Genomic DNA, 22,609 nt, shown 5'->3' on the forward strand with positions numbered 1-22,609 from the left:
GTGACACGCACCACAGACTTCTGTCGACAGTCCTGCAAAAGTTGTTCCATCACTGTGCGTTTGTGACGTGCTTGACCCCCCTAAGGGGGCATGCTCTACTGAAAAAGTGCTGCAGAGTCCTCCGTCGGCGCCGTCGCCGCGCTCCTCGGACTCGCCCGCCCCGGGGGCGAGCGAAGTCTTCCAGCTGCTGCGCGACGGCCGCCCGAGGACCCGGGCGGAGCTCGCCCAGCTGACCGGGCTGGCCCGCTCCACCGTGGCGTCCCGCGTGGACACCCTCATGACCCTGGGACTCGTCGCACCCTACGGCGGGGCCGCCTCCACCGGGGGGCGCCCACCCTCGCTCTTCGCCCTGAACCCGGGCGCCCGGGTGGTGGTCGGCGCGGACTTCGGGGCGACGCACGCCCGGGCCATCCTGGCGGACCTCTCCGGCCGGGAGCTCGCCGAGGAGCGCCAGGCGCTCGCGATCGGCGAGGGCCCCGAGGCGGTCCTGGGCTGGCTCGTGCGCACGGTCGCCGCGCTGCTCGAGCGCGCGGACCGCCCTGCCGCGGACCTCGCCGCCATCGGCATCGGGCTGCCCGGTCCGGTGGAGCACGAGACGGGCCGGCCGATCAACCCGCCCATCATGCCGGGGTGGGACCGCGTCGACGTCCCCGCCCTCGTGCAGGCCCACTACGAGGTGCCCGTGCTGGTGGACAACGACGTCAACATCATGGCCCTGGGCGAGCGCAGCCTCTTCTGGCCCGCAACCACCGAGCTGATGTTCGTCAAGGTGGCCACGGGCATCGGCGCGGGGATCATCTCCGGCGGCGCGCTCCAGCGCGGCGCCCAGGGCACCGCGGGGGACCTCGGCCACGTCCGGGTGCCGCGCGGCGACGAGCTGCTCTGCCGCTGCGGCAACACCGGATGCCTCGAGGCGCTCGCCGGCGCTCCCGCCCTCGTGCGGACGCTCAACGAGCAGACCGCCGGCACGCTGTCCACCAGCCAGGACGTGATCGACCTCGTCCGCTCCGGGGACCCGCTGGCCGTGCAGGCGATCCGCCAGGCGGGGCGGGACATCGGCGACGTCCTGGCCACCTGCGTGAACCTCATCAACCCGTCCGTGATCGTGATCGGCGGCAGCCTCGCCCAGGCCGGGGAGCACCTGCTGGCCGGCATCCGGGAGGTCGTCTACCGGCGGTCCCTGCCCCTGGCCACGGAGCACCTGAGTGTGGCGCCCTCGGTCGCCGGCGAGCGCGCCGGCGTCATGGGGGCGGCGGTGCTGGCCATCGACCACGTCCTGTCCCCGGAGTCCATCGAGGCCGCGTGCGCGGCCCTCGGCGCAAGCTGAGCCCGTCGCCGCTCCGGGCCGCCTCCGGCGCTCTCGCCCCACGCCGTCGCGGCCGGCTCCGGCCGGACCCGTCCGCGCGGCGGGTCAGTCCTTCTGCAGGCGCTCGTAGTACTCGCTCCACTTGGCCTCACCGCGGTCGTAGACGGCCCGCCAGTCCTGCTGGTGCCGGTCGTCGGCGGCGCCCCAGTTGGCCTGGTGGGTCCGGTCGCCCCAGTCCCAGACCGTCGCGCCCCGCTCGTCGAAGAAGTCCCAGACCTCGCGGCGCACCTGTTCGTCCACGTCGGCGCCGAGCAGGTTGGCCACGCGCTTGCCCTGGTTGGCCTCCTCGTTGGCGGTCCGCTTGATGCGGTTGCCGACCTCATTGGCGAGCCGCTTGTTGGCGTTGCCCGCCTCGTTGATCTCCCGCAGCTCGGTGTTGCGCCACTCGTTCCAGGCCCGGGCCATCGCCGTGTTCTGCTCCCGCCAGTAGGTCTCGAGCTCCGCCCGGGAGCCGGCGCGGGTGTACTCGCCGCCCCCGGCGGCGGCGATGTCGGCCAGTGCCCGCTGGTCGGTGTCACCGGCCTGGAAGCCGATGACGTTGATCACCGGCTCGACACCGGACCCGCTCAGCCGCTCGGCAGCCGCCACGGGGTCGCCGCCGCAGGTCTCCACGCCGTCGGTCACCACGTAGACGATGCCGTCGGTCGCGTCGTCGGGAAAGTCGGCGGCGGCCTCCTCGATGGCCCGGGCCAGTGGGGTGTAGCCGGTGGGCCGCACTCCGGCGAGGACGTCCGCGAGCTCCGCGGCGTCGGCGTCACCTGAGTAGGCGACCTCGGTGGTCGTGCACGACTCCTTCTTCCCCGGCGCAGAAGTGTCCCCCGCGTTCCCGTAGAGCCGCAGGCTCACCGTGCTGCCCTCCGGCAGCTCCTCGACGAACCCGGTCAGCGCCGTGCGCGCCGCGTCCATCCGCGAGCCGTCGCCGGAGTCCCCGGCCATCGAGTCGCTGGCGTCCAGGACGAGCGCGAAGTGGTTCGTGCCCACGCTCCGGTCGCCCACCGGTCCGGTCACGGCGTCGGTGGGCTCCGCGCCGCGCTCCCCGGTGCCCGGGTCGAAGCGCACCACCGTCTTGACGTCCTCGGCGTAGTCGCCATGGATCTGCGCGAGGATCGCCGCGCTCCACTCCCCGGCGGTGCGCGGATCACGCTCGCGGGCGGCGGCCAGCACCTCATCGTCGGTCCCGTCCTCGGCGTGCGGTCCGGGTTCGACGAGCAGGGACCGCTCCAGGGCGGTGAGTTCCCGCGGGGCGTCCTCGAAGGACACCGCGGCCAGCCCGTGCTCCACAGACCCCGGCCCGGTCTCCGCCCTGCCGGCCGAGGACGCGGTGGTGGACGGCGTGGCGGTCTCCCCCGGTTTCCCCGCGTCCCCGACGGCGCACCCTGCCAGAAGCACCACGACGCAGACGGCTGTCAGGGATGAGCACACACTGTTCCGCACGGGGACCCTTCCTCGGTCATCCAAAGTTTTCCATTGCACACTCTAAGCCTCACCGGTCGGGATGCCGCGGACGAGGGACACCGTCGAACGGACGCACCCGCAGAACCGTCGAGGACGGTGGTGTCCCGCTGCGGGAGCGGGTGGCCGACGGGCCGCTGCCTTCACGTGCGGCCCCGGCATGGCCGATGGACGACGAACGCGCCGCGGGCCGGGACGGGAATCGGGGCGCTGTCCGTGCACCCGCTGCGGCGGCGGACCGGCTGCGCCCTGGCCGCATCGGAGCGGCTCGGGGTCGGTGAGCCGGTCAGCGGGTGAACTCACCGCAGGCGTGCAGCAGTGCCAGGGCTGAGGCGGTGGTGGTGTCCGTGATCCGCCCGGAGCACAGGTGCTGGAGCAGCTGCTGATCATCGGCCCACTCCACCCCGGGGATGCCGGCCGGCTCCAGTGCCTCGCCGTACTCGGCATCGGTCCGGCGCGCCACTGCGAGCAGCACGTCGATCCGCTCCTCCTTGCGCGGATCGACGTAGAGGATCCCCAGCGGAGCGATCACCGCCGCGGACATGCCCTGCCCGAACTCCTCCTCCAGCAGCACCGCCGCCCCGGCGCGCAGTTCGTCGGGGTCAACCACCGGGCCCTGCGGGAAGATCAGCATCTGCCCGCCCGGGTCCAGTTCGGCCTGCACCAGCCCGTAGCGGGTCCGGGCGCCGGAGCCGTCGTGCACCCTCGGAATCACGACGATCGAACGCTGGGCTGGTACGGGGTGCAGCATCGCCGGTCGGTCCGGAGCGACGTCAGTCATCAAGCAGTCCTCATGTCGGGGAACGCATCGGCGCCTGCGGCCTCGGAACACGCAGGCGATGCGCACGAACAGCCTACGATCGACTGCTCAACGCAGCCCGGGAGGAGCACGTGCGGGACCTCCACAGGCTCCTCTCCCAGGTCCCAGGGTGGTTCCGCTCCGTGAGTCAGGTCACTAGGGTGGAAGGCACGGCTCAGCACAGGAGGTTCTCCATGACCACCCCGCACAACGACGACGCCCCGGACCTCGACGACGTCATCGAGCCCGAGGGCGACGCCCTGCCCGACCCCATCCACCAGGGCCACGCCGGGATGCCCGAGCATCTCGACGACGAGGCACTGGCCGCAGCCACCGAACAGGAGCGGGTGGCCGCCGGGCTGACCGACTACGCGCCCGGGCAGGTCCCACCGGCCACCGACCCGCTGCCGGAAGACGCCTCCGAAGCGGCCGACCGCGCCCAGCGGGGTCTGCTCGAGGAGGACGGGAACGCCTGACGGGCCGTCCCACCGAAGTATGCCGTCCCATCCCTGCAAGGAGATCGACAGGGCCGAGCGAGGCAACACCAAGCACAGCGCGGAACTGGACGACCAGATGAAGCACGAGGTCGCCGGCGAGGTGGCCGGCATCCAACCCGACCACGTGGAGGAGCACCGCCAGACCGAGCCCTGGGTCGACGACGCCGACGACCCGGAGGTGCGCTCCGCGGTGGAGGAGCGCGAACGCGCCCCCCCCCGTCCCGACAACCAGCAGCAGCGCCCCCGGGCGGGTCGGGTCGGTTCGGTGCTGGCGAAGAACTCTCCCGCCGGGCACGACATCCTGCTTACCCGTCGGGGCGGCTCCCCGACACGACGTCCGTCGACTTCAGAGCCGGAGCCCGTTCGGATGCCCCGCGTTGCGGATTCCGGTTCCCGGCCGGCGGGCCCACCCCCATGTGCCGTTCGGTCGTGGGCGAGGTCCCGGTGGATCCCGTCGGCACGGCCGTCCGCTCCGCGGTGGACCCGGGCTCAGAGGATCGGCTTGCCGCCGGTGACGGCGACCCGCGAGCCGGAGATGTAGCTGCCGTCGTCCGAGGCCAGCAGGACGTAGACGGGCGCGAGCTCGGCGGGCTGGCCGGCACGGCCCAGGGGTACGTCGTCGCCGAAGGCTCCCACCTTCTCCGCGGGCATGGTCGCCGGGATCAGCGGCGTCCAAATCGGACCCGGGGCCACGCTGTTGACCCGGATGCCCTTCTCGCCCAGCATCTGCGCAAGCCCGGCGGAGAAGTTCGCGACCGCCGCCTTGGTGGCCGCGTAGGGCGCCAGCTGCGGGGACGGCTGGTCGGACTGCACCGAGGAGCTGCCGATGATCGCCGAGCCCGGAGGCATGTGGGGCACGGCGGCCTTGGTGAGGTGGAACATGGCGCCGATGTTGAGCCGGAACGTGTAGTCCCACTCCTCGTCGCTGATCTCGTCGAGGCTGTCGCGGCTCATCTGGTAGGCGGCATTGGAGACCAGCACGTCGATCCGACCGAACTCCTGCACGGCCCTGTCGACGACAGCCCGGCAGTGGGCCGGGTCCGAGAGGTCTCCGCGGACCAGGACGGCGCGACGCCCGGCCTCCTCGATCCAGCGGGCGGTGTCCTGGGCGTCGTCGTCCTCCTCGAGGTAGGCGATCAGGACGTCGGCGCCCTCGCGGGCGTAGGCGATCGCGGCGGCACGGCCGATGCCGCTGTCCCCGCCGGTGATGATGGCCGCCTTGCCCGCGAGCTTGCCGGAGCCGCGGTAGCTGTGCTCGCCGCAGTCCGGGACGGGGGTCATCGCGGCCTGGACGCCGGGGACCTCCTGCTGCTGCTCTGGCTGGCTCATGGCGTGGTCCTTCCGTGGTCGAGTGGTCCGGACGGTGCGCGCGCTGCTCACCGGGCTGCCCCGATGATCAGCACACTGTCCACTTTAGATGCTCGTGACGGAGTTGTCGTGCTCCGTCCCGCGCCGCAGGCCGGGCACGACGACCAGCAGGGACGACCCGGGTCCCCGAGACCCCTCAGCCCGGTCGAACTGCTGACCCCCAACGGATTGCGCGCCCACGGGCCTGCCCCACTCCCACCTCGCACCGCCCGCAGACCCTGGGGCGGAACGACCCAGGGTGCCCGGCCTCAGCTCATCTGATACCCCCCTCCATTCAATAAGCAGGCTTCCCTTTTGGGGGCCGGATCACTAGCGTGGAGATCAGAGCCGGGAATCACGGGCGCGGTGTGCCGCGCCACCGCCGGCCGCAGCAGCCGATGACGGAGGTCAGCATGTTCTTGCACCAGCAGAAGCTCCAGTACAAGTCCACCCCCGAGGCCCCGGACGCGGTCTACGCGCGCAAGCTCCAGGAGGTGATCGGCGGGCAGTACGGGGAGATCACCGTGGCCATGCAGTACAGCTTCCAGGCCTGGAACGCCCACATCCCGGGCAAGTACCGGGACCTGCTCTTCGGAACCGCCGCCGAGGAGTTCGGTCACATCGAGATGCTCGCCACGATGGTCGCCCAGCTGTTGGAGAAGGCCCCGCTGGGCATCACCGAGGACGCCGTGCAGGGCGACCCGGCGGTCGCGGCGGTGATCGGCGGCACCGACCTGCAGCACGCGATCGTGGCCGGGGCCGGGGCACGGCCGGTGGACTCGATGGGCAACCCGTGGTCCGGGTCCTACGTCACCGCCTCGGGGAACCTGCTGGCGGACATGACTGCCAACGTCAACGCCGAGATGCAGGGCCGCACCCAGGTCGCCCGGCTCTACCACATGACCGAGGACAAGGGGATCCGGGACATGCTGTCGTTCCTGCTGGCGCGGGACACCATGCACCAGAACCAGTGGATGGCCGCGGTCAAGGAGCTGCAGGCCGACGGGCTGGAGCAGATGCCGGTGCCCTCGAACTTCCCGCAGGCCAAGGAGGCCACCGAGTTCTCCTACGACTACTACAACTTCTCCGACGGCGCGGCCGCCGCGGAGGGGTCCTGGGCCTCCGGGCCGACGCCGGACGGCAACGGGCAGTTCGGCTACCAGGACCAGCCCATGGCGGGGGTGCCGATGCCGCCTCCCACCCACCCGGACGCCCGGTTCTACGGCACCACCGAACAGCCCAACATCATGGAGAAGGCCGCTGGCAGCATCCAGGACAAGCTCAAGAAGGAATAGCCGCCGGCTGGGTCCGCATCTGAGGCCCACCGACGGACACCGTTCGTTCCCACGGAACAACGAGAAGCGGCTCCCCACCACGGGCGGGGAGCCGCTTCTCACCGGTCCGGCGACGGGACCCCACCCCAGGGTCCGGTCGAGAAGTCCACCCTCAGCCGGCCGGGGCAGAGCCCGGGAGCGGCTCCGGCTCGTCGCCCATCGCCGGTGAGGCCGGCCTCTGCCCTGGCGCCCTGCTCCCGGCGCGGCCCGTAGTAGCGGGTCAGCCAGCGGGACAGTCCGTCGAGGCCGGGGAAGAGGACGCGCTCGGTCATGTTCGCCTGGTCGAGGTGGTCGCGGATCCGCCACTTCAGACCCGCCGGGATGACGACCTTCCGGCAGAGCTCGGGGTGCTCGCCCAGCCATTCGTGCAAGGACGCCGTGGCCGCGGACATGGCGGAGAACACCGCGGCCTGGTTCACGATCCGCTCGTCCAGCGACGGAGGTTCGAAGAACAGCGGCACCGCCCGCCCGTGCTGGTCCCGGAACCGGTCGAAGTCGGCCATGCTGTACGCGACCCGCCCCAGCATGTCGGTGGTGAACAGGCCCGCCGCGTGCGCGGTGATCTCCTCGCGCAGCGGTGCCGGCAGCAGATCGTGCACCGCCGAGTAGGCCACGCACCACACCGCTCCGGGGAGGTCGTAGCAGCGCGGGTCCGCGGTGGCGAAGTGCAGCGCCACGTAGGGCGAGTTGGACCAGTCCAGCAGTCTCGTGGGCAGCCCGTGGTGCTGGGCGACGGACAGCCAGTTCCAGTCGGAGTCCCCCGGGGAGGTGTCCCGGGCGGCGTACTTGCGGAAGTTCCGCAGGATGCGGGGCTCGATCTGCTCGCTCGAGGTGCCCCGGAGCCAGAAGAGACTGGTGTCCAGGTCCCGGTCGGCCACCGCGTGGCCGCGGTAGACCACGTTGATCCGCAGGCTCCCGCCCGAGGGCTGCCAGTCGTTGTGGGTCAGGGTCGCGATCAGCCCGTACAGGTCGTCCTCGGCGATCTCGACGACCGGACCCGCACCCGCCGGCCCCGTCCCCACGCTCACCGCCGCGCCCTCACCCGTCCGGTGCCGGCGTCGACCAGCAGCCAGTCCTTGCTCGGGCCGCGCAGGCGCCGGCGCAGGGCGGCTCGGGAGTGCCCGGCGGTGCGCAGCCGGGACCCCGCGTAGGACACCCCGCCGCGCGCCCGGACGACCACGGCCGCCCACACGCACACCGACCGCTCCAGCACCCACAGCGGAACCCACAGCACCGTGCCCCCCGGGTAGACCGCTGCTCCCCCGTGCCGGCGTCGGCCGAACTCGGCCACCCCGCACACGGCCAGGGCTCCGGCCGCGCACCGCCCCGGTCGCCGCACCGCCCAGCCCAGCAGGGGCAGCAGCGACAGCTCGGCGAGCAGACGGGCGGGTTGGGCGAAGTCGTCGTAGGCCTGACGGACGCGCTGGCCGAGGAAGTGGGACACGGTGGGCGGCATCCTCCCCACCAGCACGTCCAGGGCCACGATCTCTCTCCCACCGGCCGCCCGCACGGTGCGCACGAGCTCGAGGTTCTCGAACAGGACGTAGCCGTCGTAGCCTCCCGCGTCCAGCAGGGCCGACCGGCGCACGCCCAGGGTGCCGGGCCAGTCCCCGCCCAGAGCCCGGTTGAGCAGGGTCCGTCCGGTGTCCCAGCGGGCCTGCCAGGGAAGTTGCAGATAGTAGTTCTGCGGGCGGACCACCTCGGCCTCCCCCAGCAGCCCCACGATGCGCTCCAGGGTGCCCCGGGTGTGGCGCACGTCGTCGTCGGCCACCACGATCCGTTCCTCGGCCGCCCGGCGGACACCGGTCATCACCCCCGCCACCTTGCCGTTGGCCCCCTGCCACCGATCGGGGCGCACGTGCTCGACCGTCTCCGGCAGCGCCGTGCGATGAGCTGCGAAGAGCTTCTCGGCGGAACCGTCGACGACGGTGACGGGCATCCACGTGACGACCTCGGCCAGGTAGTGGGCGAGTTCGTCCAGGCCGGTGTCGTCGGACCACTTCAGCGGCAGGACATACCGGGCATCGGCCAAGAGGCCGGACATGGGAGCGGTCCTGCGGAGGCGGCCCGGAGTCGCCTCGGCAGAGGGTTCATCGCGGCGGGCGGCCTCGGCCGGCACGAGCACGGTGTGGTCCACAGGAGCTTCCTCCATCGACAGCGGCACACTGCGGGCCAGCTGCTCGACCACACCTCACCCTAACCACAGTTCCCTCAGACGGACCAGGCATCATGCGGGAATCGGCTCCCCGATCCCCACGGCACCTCGCGACGATGCCGCACGACAGTGCCCCGGGCAGTCCACGGGAGGCAACCGCGGGAACCGTCCACGAGGTCCCGGGCCCGGTCGAGCACCGACAGCGGAACGGCCGCCAGCACGTTGCCCGGCGGCCGCCGAGCCACCACCGGGTGGGCGTGCGTGGGTGCGGTGCGCCGCACCACCTCCCAGGCCGGCCCGAGTGCCCGCAGCCGGGTCCGGCTCAGGACCGCCTGCGGCCGCGGAAGCAGGACGTCCTCCTCGTCGTCCATCGAGGAACCGGCGGTCCGTCGGCATCCTTCCGGACGATGCACGACTGCTTCGCCGGGGCACTCCCGTGCCGTCTGCGGCCTTCCGCTGAGGGGTCAGCCGGCGTAGGAGCGGTACGACAGCTGGAGCGGGCCGCTCTCGCGGACTTCCAGCGCGCCGGTGACAGAGGCCGTGAGGCTGTTGAGGATGTGAGCGCGGGCCAGGTCGGCAGCGGCAGGCCCATCTCCGGCGATCACCAGCTCGAGGAGCCGGTGGTGCTGGTTGAGGTCGATGGTGCGCGGCTCGTCGCCGGCGGGGAGCTCCAGTCCGATCCGCCGGTACCGGTCGGACTTGTCCCACAGATCGTCCAGCAGCCGGATCATCACGGTGTTGTGCGAGGCGAGGTAGATCGCCCGGTGGAACGCCCGGTGGGCGGTCACGGCGTCCTCACCCCAGGTGCGGGTGACGGGCAGGAGCTTCTCGGCCGCGGCCCGCATCACGGCGACCTCCCGGTCGGTGCGCCGGAGGGCGGCCAGCTCGGTGGCGGAGGGCTCCAGGGAGAGACGCACCTCCAGGAGCTGGCGCGCTTCGGAGGCGCTCATCGGCGCCACCCTCACGTCGCGGTGGGTGTCCACCTCCACCCAGTCCTCGCTGGCCAGCTGCCGCACCGCCTCGCGCAGGGGCGTGATGCTCATGCCCATCTCCTCGGCCAGGTCGTACTGCGACAGGCGTGACCCCGGGGCCAGATCGCCGGAGAGGATCCGGCGGCGCAGCTCGGTGTAGGCGATCGCCCCCTTGCTCGAGGAAACCTTCGTAGTGCTCATGGCCGCATCGCTCCCGGGTTCTTCTCCACAGGGGTTGTGCCCTGCATCACGCCCAGTGTAGTGTCCTGAACATCTTATAAGCGTCTTATAAGATGTCTACCGTCAGGAAGAGGACCATGAGAATCGTCTCCGCCCACGTCGACACCATTCCGATCAGCTCCTCGATGCGCAACGCGTACATCGACTTCAGCAAGATGGACTGCACCGTCCTCGCGCTGGTCAGTGACGTGGTCGTCGACGGCAAGCCCCTGGTCGGCTACGGCTTCAACTCCAACGGCCGGTACAACGCCACGGGCATCCTGAAGGAGCGGATGCTCCCGCGCGTGCTCAACGCCCCGACCGAGGACCTCCTGGACGAGCACGGCGAGCTCTCCCCGGGGAAGGCCTGGGATCTGATGATGAGCAACGAGAAGCCCGGTGGCCACGGGGAGCGCTCAGTCGCCGTGGGCGTGGTGGACATGGCCCTGCACGACCTGGCCGCCAAGATCGCCGGGGTCCCGCTCTACCGCTGGATCTCCGACCACTACGGTGACGGCGACCCGGACCAGGACGTCTTCGTCTACGCCGCCGGCGGCTACTACGCCCCGGGCAAGACCCTGCAGGACCTGCAGCACGAGATGCGCGGATTCCTCGACGCCGGCTACGACGTGGTGAAGATGAAGATCGGCGGCACCGACCTGGCAGATGACCTCACCCGCATCGAGGCGGTCCTGGAGTGCCTGGGCGGTGACGGGTCCCGCCTGGCGGTGGACGTCAACGGCAAGTTCGACCTGCAGACGGCTCTGGAGTACGGCAAGGCCATCGACCAGTACGGCCTGTTCTGGTACGAGGAGGTCGGCGACCCGCTGGACTACGCCCTCAACGCGGCCCTGTCGGAGCACTACACCAACCCGATCGCCACCGGCGAGAACCTGTTCTCGGTCCACGACGCCCGCAACCTCATCCGCTACGGCGGCATGCGCCCGGATCGCGACTACATCCAGGTCGACCCCGCACTGAGCTACGGGCTGACCGAGTACCGCCGCGTGCTGGACATGCTCGCCCAGCACGGCTGGTCCTCCCGCCGGTGCATCCCCCACGGTGGTCACCAGTTCTCCCTGCACATCGCCGCGGCCCTGAAGCTGGGCGGCAACGAGTCCTACCCGGGGGAGTTCCAGCCCACCGGCGGCTTCACCGACGACGCCGTCGTCGTCAACAGCCGCGTGGCCCCCGGTGACCTCCCCGGCATCGGCCTGGAAGGCAAGGCCGAGTTCTACAAGGTCCTGAGCGCCCTGCACCACTGATCACCTCGAGATCGGCAGTTCCCGGCCTGATCCCGGAGACGGGAACTGCCGATCACGGCACCATCGCTTCACCCCATCAATGGCGCACCAACAAGTCCTCTGTGTGACTGCTGCCCAGGGGTACCGGTCCCGCGACCGAGCTCGTCAGCTCTTCTCCTCCTGCAGAGCGCCCGCAACCCTCCAGTGGTTCGCGACCGATGTCGACCCATGCGACATCCGCACCGTGTTCCTGCAGTCGACCCTGCTGAGTCAACCAACCCAGAAAGCGCTGCCATGGCAACATCTGCCTTGAATTCCCTATGGGGAAAACTGTGGACCTCGCACCGAGAGACCAAGCGTCTCCTGACCTTGTCGAGAATCAGGCAGTCGGCGGGGCACACCCCGACGGCCGCCGACCAGGACAAGACCAGCCCGGCGCCGGCCCAGGACGCGACGAAGGGTCCCGGATCGCCGCAGAGCCCCGGAAACCCAGGGCCTGGCTACACGCCCGCACGCCTCACCGGTCTGATCCTCGGCCCGGCACTGTTCGTGGCGGCCATGCTGTTCTTCAACCCGGCAGGGCTCTCCCCGGAAGGGCAGGCGGTCCTCGCCGTCACCCTGTGGGTGGCGACCTGGTGGATCACCGAGGCGATCCCGATCCCGGTGACCTCCCTGCTGCCCGTGGTGCTCATGCCATTGACCGGGGCCCTGGAGGGCGACGCGGTCGTCTCCGCCTACGGCAACGACATCATCTTCTTGTTCATCGGAGGCTTCACCCTGGCGATCGCGATGGAGAAGTGGAACCTCCACCAGCGCATCGCCCTCTCGATCGTCTCGGCGATCGGCACGAGTCCGAAGCGCATCGTGCTCGGTTTCATGGTCGCCACCGCCTTCCTGTCGATGTGGGTCTCCAACACCGCGGCCACGATGATGATGATCCCCGTCGGCCTGGCCGTGGTGTACCAGGCGGCCCACACGCTGCGCGGCGGGGAGCATGCAGCCGAACTGCCGAAGTTCGAGAAGTCCATCGTCTTCGGCATCGGCTACGCGGCGACCATCGGCGGCCTGGGCACCCTCATAGGCACCCCGCCCCTGGCGATTCTCGCCGCGACGACCGGGGAACTGTTCGGGGAGACCATCTCCTTCGGCCAGTGGATGATGTTCGGGGTTCCCATCGTCATCCTCCTGCTGGCCTTCACCTGGTTCTTCCTCACCAACGTCTCGTTCAAGGTGCGGTTCAAGCACCTTCCCGGCGGTGCAGAGCTGATCCGCAGTGAGAAGAAGGCACTGGGCGCGATGTCGCACGAGGAGAAGGCCGTGCTCGCGGTCTTCCTGGGCGTGGCCTTCCTGTGGGTGACCCGCTCCTTCATCTGGGAGGACGTGCTCCCGGGCATCAGCGACGGCATCATCGCGATCATCGCCACCGTGGTCCTGTTCACCCTGCCCACCCGCCGTGCCGACGAGAGGCGCATCATGCAGTGGGAGGACTCGAAGAAGATTCCGTGGGGGATCCTCCTGCTCTTCGGCGGAGGCCTGGCCATCGCGGCGGGGTTCGTCGAGACCGGCCTGTCGGGATGGATCGGAGAGCAGCTGCGCGCCCTCGACGGGGTCGACGTCATCCTCATCATCCTGCTGGCCACCGCCCTGGTGCTGTTCATGACCGAGATCACCTCGAACGCGGCCACCGCCACCATGATCCTGCCGGTCATGGCAGCGTTCGCGATCGCTCTGGGCATCCACCCCTTCGCCCTCATGGTGCCCTGCGCCATGGCCGCCAACTGCGCCTTCATGCTCCCGGTGGGCACACCCCCGAACGCGATCCTGTTCGGCACCGGGAAGGTGACGATCATGGAAATGGTCAAGACCGGCTTCTGGTTGAACATCGCCGCGCTCCTGCTCATCGTCGCCGCGGTGCTCTACGTCCTGCCGTCCCTGTGGGGCATCGATCTGATGTCCACCCCGGCGGCCTTCCAGTGACCCACCATTCCGGCCCGGCACCCGTGCAGCCGTCACTCGAGGGCAGCCCAGAAAGCCACCGGTGATCCCGTCACCGGTGACCTCGGCGCCCGGCATCCCGGGTGCCGAGGTCGCCGGGACGGCGCGCTCGAGCTTCCCCGTCCCAGGGCACCGCACCGAGAATGACTGAGACACCACACACCACACCACACATGGAGGACACCCGATCGTGGGACGCATCCTGATCACCACCGACTACCTCGTCCCCGGCGACGACGTGGACCGGCTCCTGCGCCGGCACGGCCACGAACCCGTGCACTCCCCCTTTACCGGAACCCGACAGCCCGGCGATCGGGCGGTGTTGTTCGACGGCATCGACGGGGCCATCCTGGCCAGCGAACCGGTCACCGCCGACATGCTCACCGACGCCCACAGTCTGAAGGTCCTGGCTCGCAGCGGCGTCGGGTACGACTCCATCGACGTGCCCGCCGCCACCGCCGCCGGCATCCGGGTGTGCAACGCCCCGGGCACCAACCACCACTCCGTGGCCGAGCTGACCATCGGGCTGATCATCATGGCCGCCCGCCGCCTGGCCGACGTCACCACCGCCGTCCGGGCCGGCCGGTGGCCCCGCGACGCCGGCCACGAGCTCCGGGGCGCCACCCTGGGCATCATCGGCTACGGGCCCAGCGGCCGGGCCACCGCCCGGCTCGGTGCCGCCCTGGGAATGACCGTCATGGTCAGCACCTCCCACCCCGACGCCGATGATCCGTCGGTGGAGTTCACCGACCTCGACACCGTCATCCGTACCGCCGACTACCTGTCCCTGCACACCCGGGCCGGTGGCACCACCGGGCGGCTCATCGACGCGCCGCGGTTGCAGGCGATGAAGCCGACCGCGGTGCTGGTCAACACCGCCCGCGGCTCCTTGGTGGACGAGAACGCCCTGGCCGCCGCCCTGCGCGACGGCAGCATCGCCGCCGCCGCCCTGGACGTGCTCGAGACCGAACCGCTCCCCCAGGACAGCCCGCTGCGGGCCCTGGAGAACGTCATCATCACCTCCCACCTCGCCGGCCAGACCGTCGAAGCACGCGCGCGCGCCGGGCTGGCCGCAGCCCAGGCCGTCATCGACGTCCTCGCCGGCCGCGAACCGGCCCACCCGGTGGACCGCTGAGCCCCACCGTCAACCCTGCAACGTCACCAGCACAGATTAAGGAACAGATCCTGATGTCGAACACCCACCGCATTGCGGTCATCCCCGGCGACGGAATCGGCACCGAGGTCGTGCCCGAAGGACTGCGCGTCCTGGACACGGTCGCCGCCGCCTTCGAGCTGAATCTCGAGTTCGAGCACTTCGACTTCGCCTCGGCGGCCTACTACTCCCAGCACGGCAAGATGCTGCCCGACGGGTGGTTCGACCAGCTCAACCAGTTCGACGCCATGTTCTTCGGGGCCGTCGGCTGGCCCGAGGTCGTCCCCGACCACGTCTCGCTGTGGGGAAGCCTCCTGCAGTTCCGCCGCCACTTCGACCAGTACGTCAGCCTGCGCCCGGTCAAGCTCCTGGCCGGGGTCCCCAGCCCGCTGGCCGGCCGTACACCCGGAGATGTCGACTTCTATGTCGTCCGCGAGAACACCGAAGGCGAGTACTCCAGCATCGGCGGGAGACTGTTCGACGGCACCGAGCGGGAAACCGTGATGCAGGAGACCGTGATGACCCGCACCGGTGTCGACCGGATCCTCAAGTACGCCTTCGACCTGGCCCGGACCCGCCCCAAGAAGCACCTGACCTCGGCGACGAAGAGCAACGGCATCTCCATCACCATGCCGTACTGGGACGAGCGCGTGGAAGCCATGGCCGCCGCCTACCCCGACATCGACGTGGACAAGTACCACATCGACATCCTCACCGCGAACTTCGTCATGCACCCCGACTGGTTCGACGTTGTCGTGGCCAGCAACCTCTTCGGCGACATCCTCTCCGACCTCGGACCGGCCTGCACCGGAACCATCGGCATCGCCCCCAGCGGCAACATCAACCCCGAACGCAAGCACCCCAGCCTCTTCGAACCCGTCCACGGCTCCGCCCCCGACATCGCCGGCAAGGGCATCGCCAACCCCGTCGGACAGATCTGGGCCGCCGCCATGATGCTGGACCACCTCGGCGAAGCCGACGCCGCCGCCGCCGTCACCACCGCCATGGAAGAGGTGCTGGCCGGCGGGCCCCAGGCCCTGACTCCCGACATGGGCGGCAGGTCCACCACCGAGGAGCTGGGCAAGGCCGTCGCAGCAGCCATCACCACGCCCTGACCCGCCCACCCCACGGCCTGCGCGCGGGTCACGCCGTGGGGCTCAGGACCGGTGGGCGTCGGCGGGCTCGGCGACCTGGTAGATCGCTCCGGTGGAGACGTCCTCCTCGAGGTCCTCCAGGGAGCGGTTGCGGGTCTCGGGGACCTGGGTGGCCACGAAGATCAGGGCGATCACGCCGATGCCGGCGAAGAGGAAGAACGTGCCGGAGATCCCGACCGCGGCAACGAGGGAGGGGAAGAACAGGGCCAGGAAACCGTTCATGGTCCAGCCGAAGAACACCGAGATGCCGATGCCCAACCCGCGCATGTGCAGCGGGAAGATCTCCGCCAGCCACACCCAGACGGCGACGTTGAGGAACGTCTGCATCGAGAGCACGAAGGCGACCACGAGGATGAGGATCACGATCGGGCGGGCCGGGTGGCCCTCGGGCAGCAGGTTGCCGGCGATCCCGATCAGCAGGTGGCAGGTGGTGGTGAGGCTCAGGCCGATGATGAAGGTCTTGCGCCGGTCGAGCCGGTCCATGTTGTACAGGGCGATGATGCCACCGATCACCGCCACGACACCGAAGGCGATGTTGGCCAGCACGGCCTGCTGCGCTGTCATCCCGGACTCCTCCAGAATACGAGTGCCGTAGTACATGACGGAGTTGATGCCGGTCAGCTGCTGGGTCATGGACACCCCGATACCGACCAGGATGATCCGCAGCAACCACTTGTTCGTCAGGACCGCTTTCAGCCCGATCTGGTGCGACTGGACCTCGATGGCGGCGATGCGCTCGATCTCCTGCAGCTCGGCCTTGGCCCGGTCGGCCGGGCGGACCGTCTCCAGCACCGCCAGAGCCTCGTCGTACCGGCCCTTCTCGGTGAGCCAGCGCGGGGACTCGGGCATGCGCAGCATCCCGATGAACAGTCCGATCGCCGGCAGCGCGGAGACGGCGAACATGATCCGCCAGATGCCCTCCACGACGTCGCCGAGGGTGACGGCGATGACCGCGTTCATCACGAAGGCGGAGAGCTGTCCGAACACGATCGCCAGTTCGTTGCGGCCGGTGATCGACCCGCGGATCTCGTAGGGGGCGAGCTCGGCCAGGTACACCGGCACGACCGTGGAGGCTCCGCCGACGGCGAGGCCGATCAGGATCCGGCCGCAGACCAGGACCGTGTACCCGGTCAGGGAGAACGTTCCCTCCTCAGCAGGTGTGGGGGTGAGGACCACCAGGGCGGTGCCGAGGAAGAACAGCACGGCCAGCAGGATGATCGTCCGGCGCCTGCCCCAGGCGTCCGAGACCCGACCCCAGACCAGGGCGCCGACGGCGGCGGCGAAGATGAGGGAGCTGATCACCACGCCCAGCTGGAGCAGGTTCAGTCCCAGGTCCTGGGCCATCGGCCCCTCGGCGCCGTTGGTGACACCGGTGTCGTAGCCGAACAGCAGCCCGCCCAGGCAGGCCACGACCGAGATCAGTCCGAGCCGCTTACGGTGCGGCCCCTGGGTCAACGGTGGGAGGGCGACCCGGCTGTCGCTCGGAGAATGGTGGGACATGGGAACTCCTTGGGTGATGACCTCGTGAAGCACGGTCGAACCGTGTGCGGCACCGGTCGGATGGTGGGTTGTTCGTGCGGGTGGATCGGGGATCGGCCGAGAAGGCAGGACGCCGCTGAAGGCCGGCGGGCGTGCCGGCGGAATGCACTTCGCCGCCCGGACGGGCTCGCGGCTTCTCCGGTCGGTTGCCGCACCCGACATCCGGTGCGACGGTCGCGAAACGTCTACAGCGACTGCTGCGACGTGGAGTGCGCCGGAGGGCGCGCCCACCGGTGGGGAGGGGTGACGTGCGTGCCGGATCCGGGGGTGCGTACCACCAGGCCGGCCTCGACCAGATGCTGCAGAGCGCTGCGCACGGTGACCCGGGCAATGCGCAGTCGGGACGCGAGCTCGAGCTCGTTGTCCAGCTTGGTGCCCGGCGCCAGATCCCCGCTGTGGATTACCCCTTCCAGGAGGAGGGCGAGTTGGTGGTAGAGGGGCACCGGGGAGTTCCTGTCGATCGGCAGGGACAGCGTTTCGGTCATGAAAGGTCTCCTCTTCTGGCCGGGCCTCGGCCCTTCGACGCGCTGCCGGAAACTTGTTCGGCAGAGGTGTTGGCGATCACACTAATACGTACTAGTGTTTCTGCCAAGGGTTTGTCAGGACATGTTGAGGACACCGTTCCCGGGCATCCCCTTCCGCGCTCCAACCCTGACCTGAAGGAGAATCCCGTGTCCGAGCCCCGTACCCTGAACATCGGCCTGATCGGCGCCGGCCGGATCGGTTCCAGCCATGCCGAGCTGATCACCCGCACCGTGCCCAACGCCCGACTGGTCGCGATCGCCGATCCCGTCGAGGGCGCCGCGGCACGCCTGGCGGAGGCGTTGTACGTGCCTGCGGCCTACACCGACATCGCAGAGCTGCTGGCCGACCCGGAGGTGGAGGCGGTGGTGATCACCGCACCGGCCCGGTTCCACACCGAGCTGGTGGAGCAGGTCGCCGCGGCCGGCAAGGCGATCTTCTGCGAGAAGCCGGCCGGGATGACGCTGGAGGAGATCGACCGGGTCCACCAGGCCGTCGAGACCCACGGAGTGCTGTTCCGGATCGGGTTCAACCGCCGCTTCGCCGACGGATTCCCGCAGGCCCGGGCGACCATCGAGGCCGGGCGCATCGGCTCCCCGCAGCTGCTGCGCTCGACCACCCGCGACCCGGGACTGGCGAACCCCGGCGCGGTGGCCCCGTGGACGATCTTCCTGGAGACCCTGATCCACGACTTCGACACCCTGAACTTCCTCAACCCCGCCGCCCGGGCGGTACAGGTCCACGCGGTGGCCGACGCCCTCGTGGCCCCGGACTTCAAGGACGCCGGGCTGCTGGACACCGCCGTGGTCACCATCCGCTACGACAACGGGGCGATCGCCACCGCCGAGGCCAGCTTCTCGGCCGCCTACGGCTACGACACCCGGGCGGAGGCCTTCGGCTCCGCCGGCATGGTCACCGCCGGGGACCTGGCGGCCTCGAGCATGCGCTACTACGGCCCGGAGGGCATCGCCGCCGAGACCGTCCGCGCCGACACCCAGTCGATGCGCGGCGCCTACACCGCGGAGCTGCAGGCCTTCACCGACACCGCCCTCGGACACCTCTCGCCGGGTCCGGGGGTGGAGGCGGCCCGGGACGCGCTGCGGATCGCCCTGGGGTGCGTCGAGTCCTGCCGCACCGGCGCCCCGGTGAGCCTGGACCCGGTGGGAGCCACCCGATGAGCGGCTTCACCCTGGCGGCGAGCGCGGAGATGGTCTTCGTCGACCTGCCGTTCGAGCAGCGGGTGCGCCGGCTGCACGAGGCCGGGTTCGAGGTGGAGATCTGGGACTGGACCACCAAGGACCTGCCCGCCCTGGCCGCCACCGGGGCCCGGTTCGGATCGATGACCGGCTACGTGCGCGGGGCCCTCGTGGACCCGGACGGGGCGGCGGAACTGCTGCGCACCGCAGAGGACTCGCTGGCCGCCGCCGAGGTCCTCGACTGCCCCCGGCTCAACGTCCACGGCACCGGCTTGGACCCCCAGGGGCTCCCCGTGGTGCCGCACGAGGTGGTCACCGGGGCGGACTGGCTGGCAGCGGCCCGCACGCTGGAGCGGCTGGCCGTCCTGGGCGAGCGCCACGGGCGGGTCTTCACCCTGGAGAACCTCAACCGCGCCGTCGACCACCCGGGGGTGCCCTTCGGGGCGGCCGAGGACACCCTGGCGCTGGTCGCGGCGGTGGACAGTCCGCACCTGCGGCTGAACCTGGACCTCTACCACGCCCAGATCGGGGAGGGGAACCTGGTAGAACTGTGCCGGAGGGCCCTCCCGTACGTGGGGGAGATCCAGGTGGCCGACGTCCCCGGGCGGTGCGAGCCGGGCACCGGGGAGATCCACTACCCCCGGGTGGCCACCGCCCTGGCCGAGGCCGGATACGAAGGAGTGATTGCGATGGAGGCCTTTGCCGCCGCCGACCCCGAGCTGGCGCTGAGACGATTCCGGGACGCCTTCACCGTTCCCCGCCCGTGAGCCCGGACGCCCCGGGGCGGGAAGCCCCCGGCCACCCGTCCGGGCGCCGCGTCACCATGCGCGACGTCGCCCGGGCGGCCGGGGTCTCCCAGCCCCTGGTCTCCATCGTCTTCCGCGACGCCCCCGGCGCCAGCGAGGAGACCCGGGCCCACGTCCTGCGGGTCGCCGCCGAGCTGGGCTACCGCCGCGACGAACGTGCCCGGCTGCTGCGCCAGGGCCGCTCCCGGCTGCTGGGGGTGGCCTTCGAGCCCGTGCAGCCCTTCCACGGAGAGATCCTCGACGGCGTCCACACCGCCGCCCAGCAGCGGGGCTACGACGTCGTGCTCTCGGCCGTCACACCGCACCGGGCGGAGGACGCCGCGGTGGAGGCCCTGCTGCGCGACCGGTGCGAGGCCCTGGTCCTGCTGGGCAGCGCCCTGCCGCGGACCCGCCTCGAGCAGATCAGTGCGACCCTGCCGGTCGTCTCCGTCACCCGGGCTTTCGACGCGGCGGCTCTCGACAGCGTGGCCACCGACGACCACCGCGGCGCGGTGCTGGCCGTGGAGCACCTCCTCGACCTGGGGCACCGGCGGATCGCCTACATCGACGCCGACCGCGAGGCCGGCGGGGCGAGGCGCCGGGCCGGCTACCAGGACACCATGGCCGCCGCGGGCCTGGTCGACGAGATGCTGATCGTGCGCGGCGGCGCCTCGGAGGCCGGCGGCGCCACCGCCATCACCGGGCTCCTGGCCCAGGACCCCGCGCCGACCGCTGTCATCGCCTTCAACGACCGCTGCGCCGTCGGGGTGATCAGCCAGGCCCGCGTCCTGGGCCGGTGCGTGCCCGAGGACCTGTCGGTGGTCGGCTTCGACGACTCCGAGCAGGCGTCCCTGCCCTACCTCGACCTCACCACCCTGGCCCAGGACCCCTGCCTGCTCGCGCACACCGCCGTGGACCTGGCGCTGCGCCGCTTGGATGCGACGGCTGAGGACACCGCGGTGACCGGCGAGCACGTGGTGCTCCCCGCCCGGCTGGTCACCCGCACCAGCACCGCACCCGTCCCCGCTGCCCCCTGAGGCGGCTCCCTCGCCACTCCGGCCCAGGACCGGGCAGGCGGCACTTGCGGGACGGGGCCCTTCCGCACCGATCAGGAGCCCCGCCTGTCCCCCGATGAACGGACTACACGGGGCCCCCGACGAGGTCGTGCCGGGGCACGCTGCGCTTCACGAGCAGGTACGGGGCCCACAGCAGGGCCGCGGAGAGGACGGTCAGCCCGAAGCCGATCATCGCTGTCTGCTCGGCAGCCGGCCCCATCTCCACGCTGCCCACCAGCACCGAGAAGGAGATGACCACCAGCAGAAGCCAGCACACCAGCCCGTGGAACCAGCGCAGGCCACGGCGCAGCGGCAGGAAGAAGAGCGCGGCCGCCGGCAGGACCACGAGGAGCTCCAGCGGCCAGACGGCGGCGGGCAACCACCCGTGCTGGACGAGGTAGGGCAGCAGGAAGCCGGCGCTCAGGGCGTACATGCCGGCGAACCATGCACCGAGGATCCAGTGCCGGCCGGTGGGCCGCTGACGCGCCTCCCGCAGCGCGGGGTCCCGGCGCTCCGCCTGCTCCTGGGCCTGCGCGGCGTTCTGATGCCAGCGGTTCTCCAGCCGGATCGTGTTGTCCAGCCACCCGCCGGTGGCGGGGAACGGGATGACCTCTTCGGTGGTCGCGAGGTGCTCGAGCTGGGCCTCGGGGCCGAGGTAGGCCTCGCCCTTCCACGAGAGCGGCCGGGCGGTGTAGCCCAGTTCCACGCCGTGCTTCCGCAGCGCTGCGATCCAGACGTCGACCGCGGGGTCCTTGTGCGAGGAGAAGGGGACGCTCGTGATCCGGCGGCTCCCGTCCTGGTCGAACAGGATGTGCAGGACGGGGGCCGTCTCGGTCAGTGTTCCGCCGCCGTTCTCGACGAGGATCGTGCGGCGCAGGATCCGGTAGGAGGCCACGACGGAGGCCACGGCCTCCCACGGGATGGCCCGGCGGACCGGTGCGTCGGCGCCGAAGGTGTTCCACTCGGTCGTCTCGATGCCGGTCTCGCGCAGGGTATAGGTCGAGCGGTGGCGGGCGTGCCAGGCTCCCCTGCGCACCAGGTCCACCGTCCTGACCAGGAGCAGGACCCCGGCCGCCACGAAGACCAGAGTGAACAGCAGCCACGGGTTCCAGAACGCGATCATCAGCCAGACGGGGACGCCGATGAAGAGCGCGACGATGGCCGCGACGAAGAACAGGCCGACCACCGCGGCGCCGCGCCAGAACAGGTCCTCCCGCTGCTCGCTCTGGACGTGGACGACCGGACTTCCGGTCACGGCGGTCCGGGAGACGGGGTGGGGATCCGGTGTCACGACAGGTGCTCGCTCTCGGTGCAGGGGCGGGTGCGTCCCGGGCAGGGGTGTTCCGGCGCTCTCGGAGCCTATCGGGGACCAGGGCTCGGGGCGCTGACCCGACACGGCGCCGTCCCGTCGCCTCCGCCCGTCCGGAGAGCGCACGCAGAAGGGCGGGGAGCCTCCGGAGGCTCCCCGCCCTTCGCGAGAGTTCTAGTTGCGCGAGCTGCCGGTGTTCGTGCCCTCGCCGGAGTCGTCCCGGTGGTAGAGGTACTCGTTGCCGTGCTCGTCCTTCTCCACGTAGAAGTGTTCCTGGACCTCCTGGTACCAGGTCTGGGCGGCCTCGCTCATCCTCTCGCCCTCCTGCGCCTGGGCCAGCCGGTCCCCCGGCCCGTAGACGCGCATCGCGATGGCGTTGAGCCGGTCGAGGATGCGGTGCTGCTGCTCGCCGTCCCGGTTGGTGTTCTGCCTGTTCCGCGCCATGACGTCCCCCGTTGCCGACTGTGATGGTGATCACCAGTCTAGCGCCCGGGTGCCGGCAAGGACCGGGCCCACC

20 protein-coding genes are annotated in these 22,609 nt (G+C 70.8%); 10 read left to right on the plus strand and 10 right to left on the minus strand.

What is annotated here, in order from left to right:
- Positions 1–106: 106 nt before the first annotated feature.
- Positions 107–1,327, plus strand: a complete 1,221-nt coding sequence (locus H488_RS24790) for an ROK family transcriptional regulator (protein ID WP_017832836.1) — start codon at positions 107–109, stop codon at positions 1,325–1,327.
- Between the two features lie 84 nt (positions 1,328–1,411).
- Here the strand turns inward: H488_RS24790 and H488_RS36025 are convergent, their stop codons facing one another.
- Positions 1,412–2,758 carry a vWA domain-containing protein gene (locus H488_RS36025; RefSeq protein WP_141246803.1) on the minus strand — a complete coding sequence of 449 codons (1,347 nt, stop codon included), beginning with the start codon at positions 2,756–2,758 and terminating at the stop codon, positions 1,412–1,414.
- Between the two features lie 346 nt (positions 2,759–3,104).
- Positions 3,105–3,599 carry a hypothetical protein gene (locus H488_RS24800; protein ID WP_031282671.1) on the minus strand — a complete coding sequence of 165 codons (495 nt, stop codon included), beginning with the start codon at positions 3,597–3,599 and terminating at the stop codon, positions 3,105–3,107.
- A gap of 212 nt (positions 3,600–3,811) precedes the next feature.
- Here H488_RS24800 and H488_RS24805 point away from each other — a divergent pair, with 212 nt between their 5' ends.
- Complete coding sequence (locus tag H488_RS24805; protein ID WP_017832839.1) at positions 3,812–4,093, plus strand: hypothetical protein; 282 nt, start codon at positions 3,812–3,814, stop codon at positions 4,091–4,093.
- A gap of 510 nt (positions 4,094–4,603) precedes the next feature.
- Here H488_RS24805 and H488_RS24815 read toward each other — a convergent pair.
- Complete coding sequence (locus tag H488_RS24815; protein ID WP_017832840.1) at positions 4,604–5,443, minus strand: SDR family oxidoreductase; 840 nt, start codon at positions 5,441–5,443, stop codon at positions 4,604–4,606.
- A gap of 431 nt (positions 5,444–5,874) precedes the next feature.
- Here H488_RS24815 and H488_RS24820 point away from each other — a divergent pair, with 431 nt between their 5' ends.
- Positions 5,875–6,756 carry a manganese catalase family protein gene (locus tag H488_RS24820; protein WP_031282674.1) on the plus strand — a complete coding sequence of 294 codons (882 nt, stop codon included), beginning with the start codon at positions 5,875–5,877 and terminating at the stop codon, positions 6,754–6,756.
- A 98-nt stretch (positions 6,757–6,854) separates the two neighbouring features.
- On the opposite strand, the gene H488_RS24825 is transcribed toward H488_RS24820, so the two are convergent.
- The 3 genes from H488_RS24825 to H488_RS24840 form a co-directional block, all read right to left on the minus strand.
- Positions 6,855–7,823: an FRG domain-containing protein gene (locus H488_RS24825; protein WP_017832842.1), complete on the minus strand. Its 969-nt coding sequence runs from the start codon at positions 7,821–7,823 to the stop codon at positions 6,855–6,857.
- The gene (locus tag H488_RS24830) at positions 7,820–8,839 is read right to left on the minus strand and encodes a glycosyltransferase (RefSeq protein WP_109222835.1); all 1,020 of its coding nucleotides are present in this window, start codon (positions 8,837–8,839) and stop codon (positions 7,820–7,822) included. Before H488_RS24830 ends, H488_RS24825 begins: the two co-directional genes overlap by 4 nt.
- Before the next feature lie 575 nt (positions 8,840–9,414).
- Positions 9,415–10,122: a GntR family transcriptional regulator gene (locus tag H488_RS24840; protein ID WP_017832845.1), complete on the minus strand. Its 708-nt coding sequence runs from the start codon at positions 10,120–10,122 to the stop codon at positions 9,415–9,417.
- A 116-nt stretch (positions 10,123–10,238) separates the two neighbouring features.
- Here H488_RS24840 and H488_RS24845 point away from each other — a divergent pair, with 116 nt between their 5' ends.
- The 4 genes from H488_RS24845 (at position 10,239) to H488_RS24860 (ending at position 15,647) form a co-directional block, all read left to right on the plus strand.
- Positions 10,239–11,405 (plus strand): mandelate racemase/muconate lactonizing enzyme family protein, encoded by a 1,167-nt coding sequence (locus tag H488_RS24845; RefSeq protein WP_031282675.1) that lies wholly within the window; start codon positions 10,239–10,241, stop codon positions 11,403–11,405.
- Between the two features lie 348 nt (positions 11,406–11,753).
- The gene (locus H488_RS24850; RefSeq protein ID WP_207307494.1) at positions 11,754–13,361 is read left to right on the plus strand and encodes an SLC13 family permease; all 1,608 of its coding nucleotides are present in this window, start codon (positions 11,754–11,756) and stop codon (positions 13,359–13,361) included.
- A gap of 208 nt (positions 13,362–13,569) precedes the next feature.
- A complete protein-coding gene (locus H488_RS24855) occupies positions 13,570–14,514 on the plus strand; it encodes a phosphoglycerate dehydrogenase (protein ID WP_017832849.1) in 945 nt (314 codons plus the stop codon).
- 53 nt (positions 14,515–14,567) lie between these two features.
- Positions 14,568–15,647, plus strand: a complete 1,080-nt coding sequence (locus H488_RS24860) for a tartrate dehydrogenase (RefSeq protein WP_017832850.1) — start codon at positions 14,568–14,570, stop codon at positions 15,645–15,647.
- Between the two features lie 42 nt (positions 15,648–15,689).
- On the opposite strand, the gene H488_RS24865 is transcribed toward H488_RS24860, so the two are convergent.
- Together H488_RS24865 and H488_RS24870 are read right to left on the minus strand one after the other, a co-directional pair.
- A complete protein-coding gene (locus H488_RS24865; RefSeq protein WP_043738773.1) occupies positions 15,690–17,186 on the minus strand; it encodes a sugar porter family MFS transporter in 1,497 nt (498 codons plus the stop codon).
- Between the two features lie 224 nt (positions 17,187–17,410).
- Positions 17,411–17,710 carry a GntR family transcriptional regulator gene (locus H488_RS24870; RefSeq protein WP_017832852.1) on the minus strand — a complete coding sequence of 100 codons (300 nt, stop codon included), beginning with the start codon at positions 17,708–17,710 and terminating at the stop codon, positions 17,411–17,413.
- A gap of 186 nt (positions 17,711–17,896) precedes the next feature.
- Here H488_RS24870 and H488_RS24875 point away from each other — a divergent pair, with 186 nt between their 5' ends.
- The 3 genes from H488_RS24875 to H488_RS24885 are packed head-to-tail and all read left to right on the plus strand — an operon-like array spanning position 17,897 to position 20,765.
- On the plus strand, positions 17,897–18,925 hold the full coding sequence (locus tag H488_RS24875) for a Gfo/Idh/MocA family oxidoreductase (RefSeq protein WP_017832853.1): 1,029 nt from the start codon (positions 17,897–17,899) through the stop codon (positions 18,923–18,925).
- A complete protein-coding gene (locus H488_RS24880; RefSeq protein WP_017832854.1) occupies positions 18,922–19,710 on the plus strand; it encodes a TIM barrel protein in 789 nt (262 codons plus the stop codon). Before H488_RS24875 ends, H488_RS24880 begins: the two co-directional genes overlap by 4 nt.
- Complete coding sequence (locus H488_RS24885; protein WP_017832855.1) at positions 19,707–20,765, plus strand: LacI family DNA-binding transcriptional regulator; 1,059 nt, start codon at positions 19,707–19,709, stop codon at positions 20,763–20,765. The genes H488_RS24880 and H488_RS24885 overlap by 4 nt, the downstream gene beginning before the upstream one ends.
- A gap of 103 nt (positions 20,766–20,868) precedes the next feature.
- Here the strand turns inward: H488_RS24885 and H488_RS24890 are convergent, their stop codons facing one another.
- Together H488_RS24890 and H488_RS24895 are read right to left on the minus strand one after the other, a co-directional pair.
- A complete protein-coding gene (locus H488_RS24890) occupies positions 20,869–22,038 on the minus strand; it encodes a hypothetical protein (RefSeq protein ID WP_031282680.1) in 1,170 nt (389 codons plus the stop codon).
- Positions 22,039–22,266: 228 nt separating this feature from the next.
- On the minus strand, positions 22,267–22,536 hold the full coding sequence (locus H488_RS24895) for a hypothetical protein (protein ID WP_017832857.1): 270 nt from the start codon (positions 22,534–22,536) through the stop codon (positions 22,267–22,269).
- Positions 22,537–22,609 lie beyond the last annotated feature (73 nt).

Origin of the sequence: Kocuria sp. UCD-OTCP (genome assembly GCF_000349605.1) — a bacterium.
GTDB lineage: Bacteria > Actinomycetota > Actinomycetes > Actinomycetales > Micrococcaceae > Kocuria > Kocuria rosea.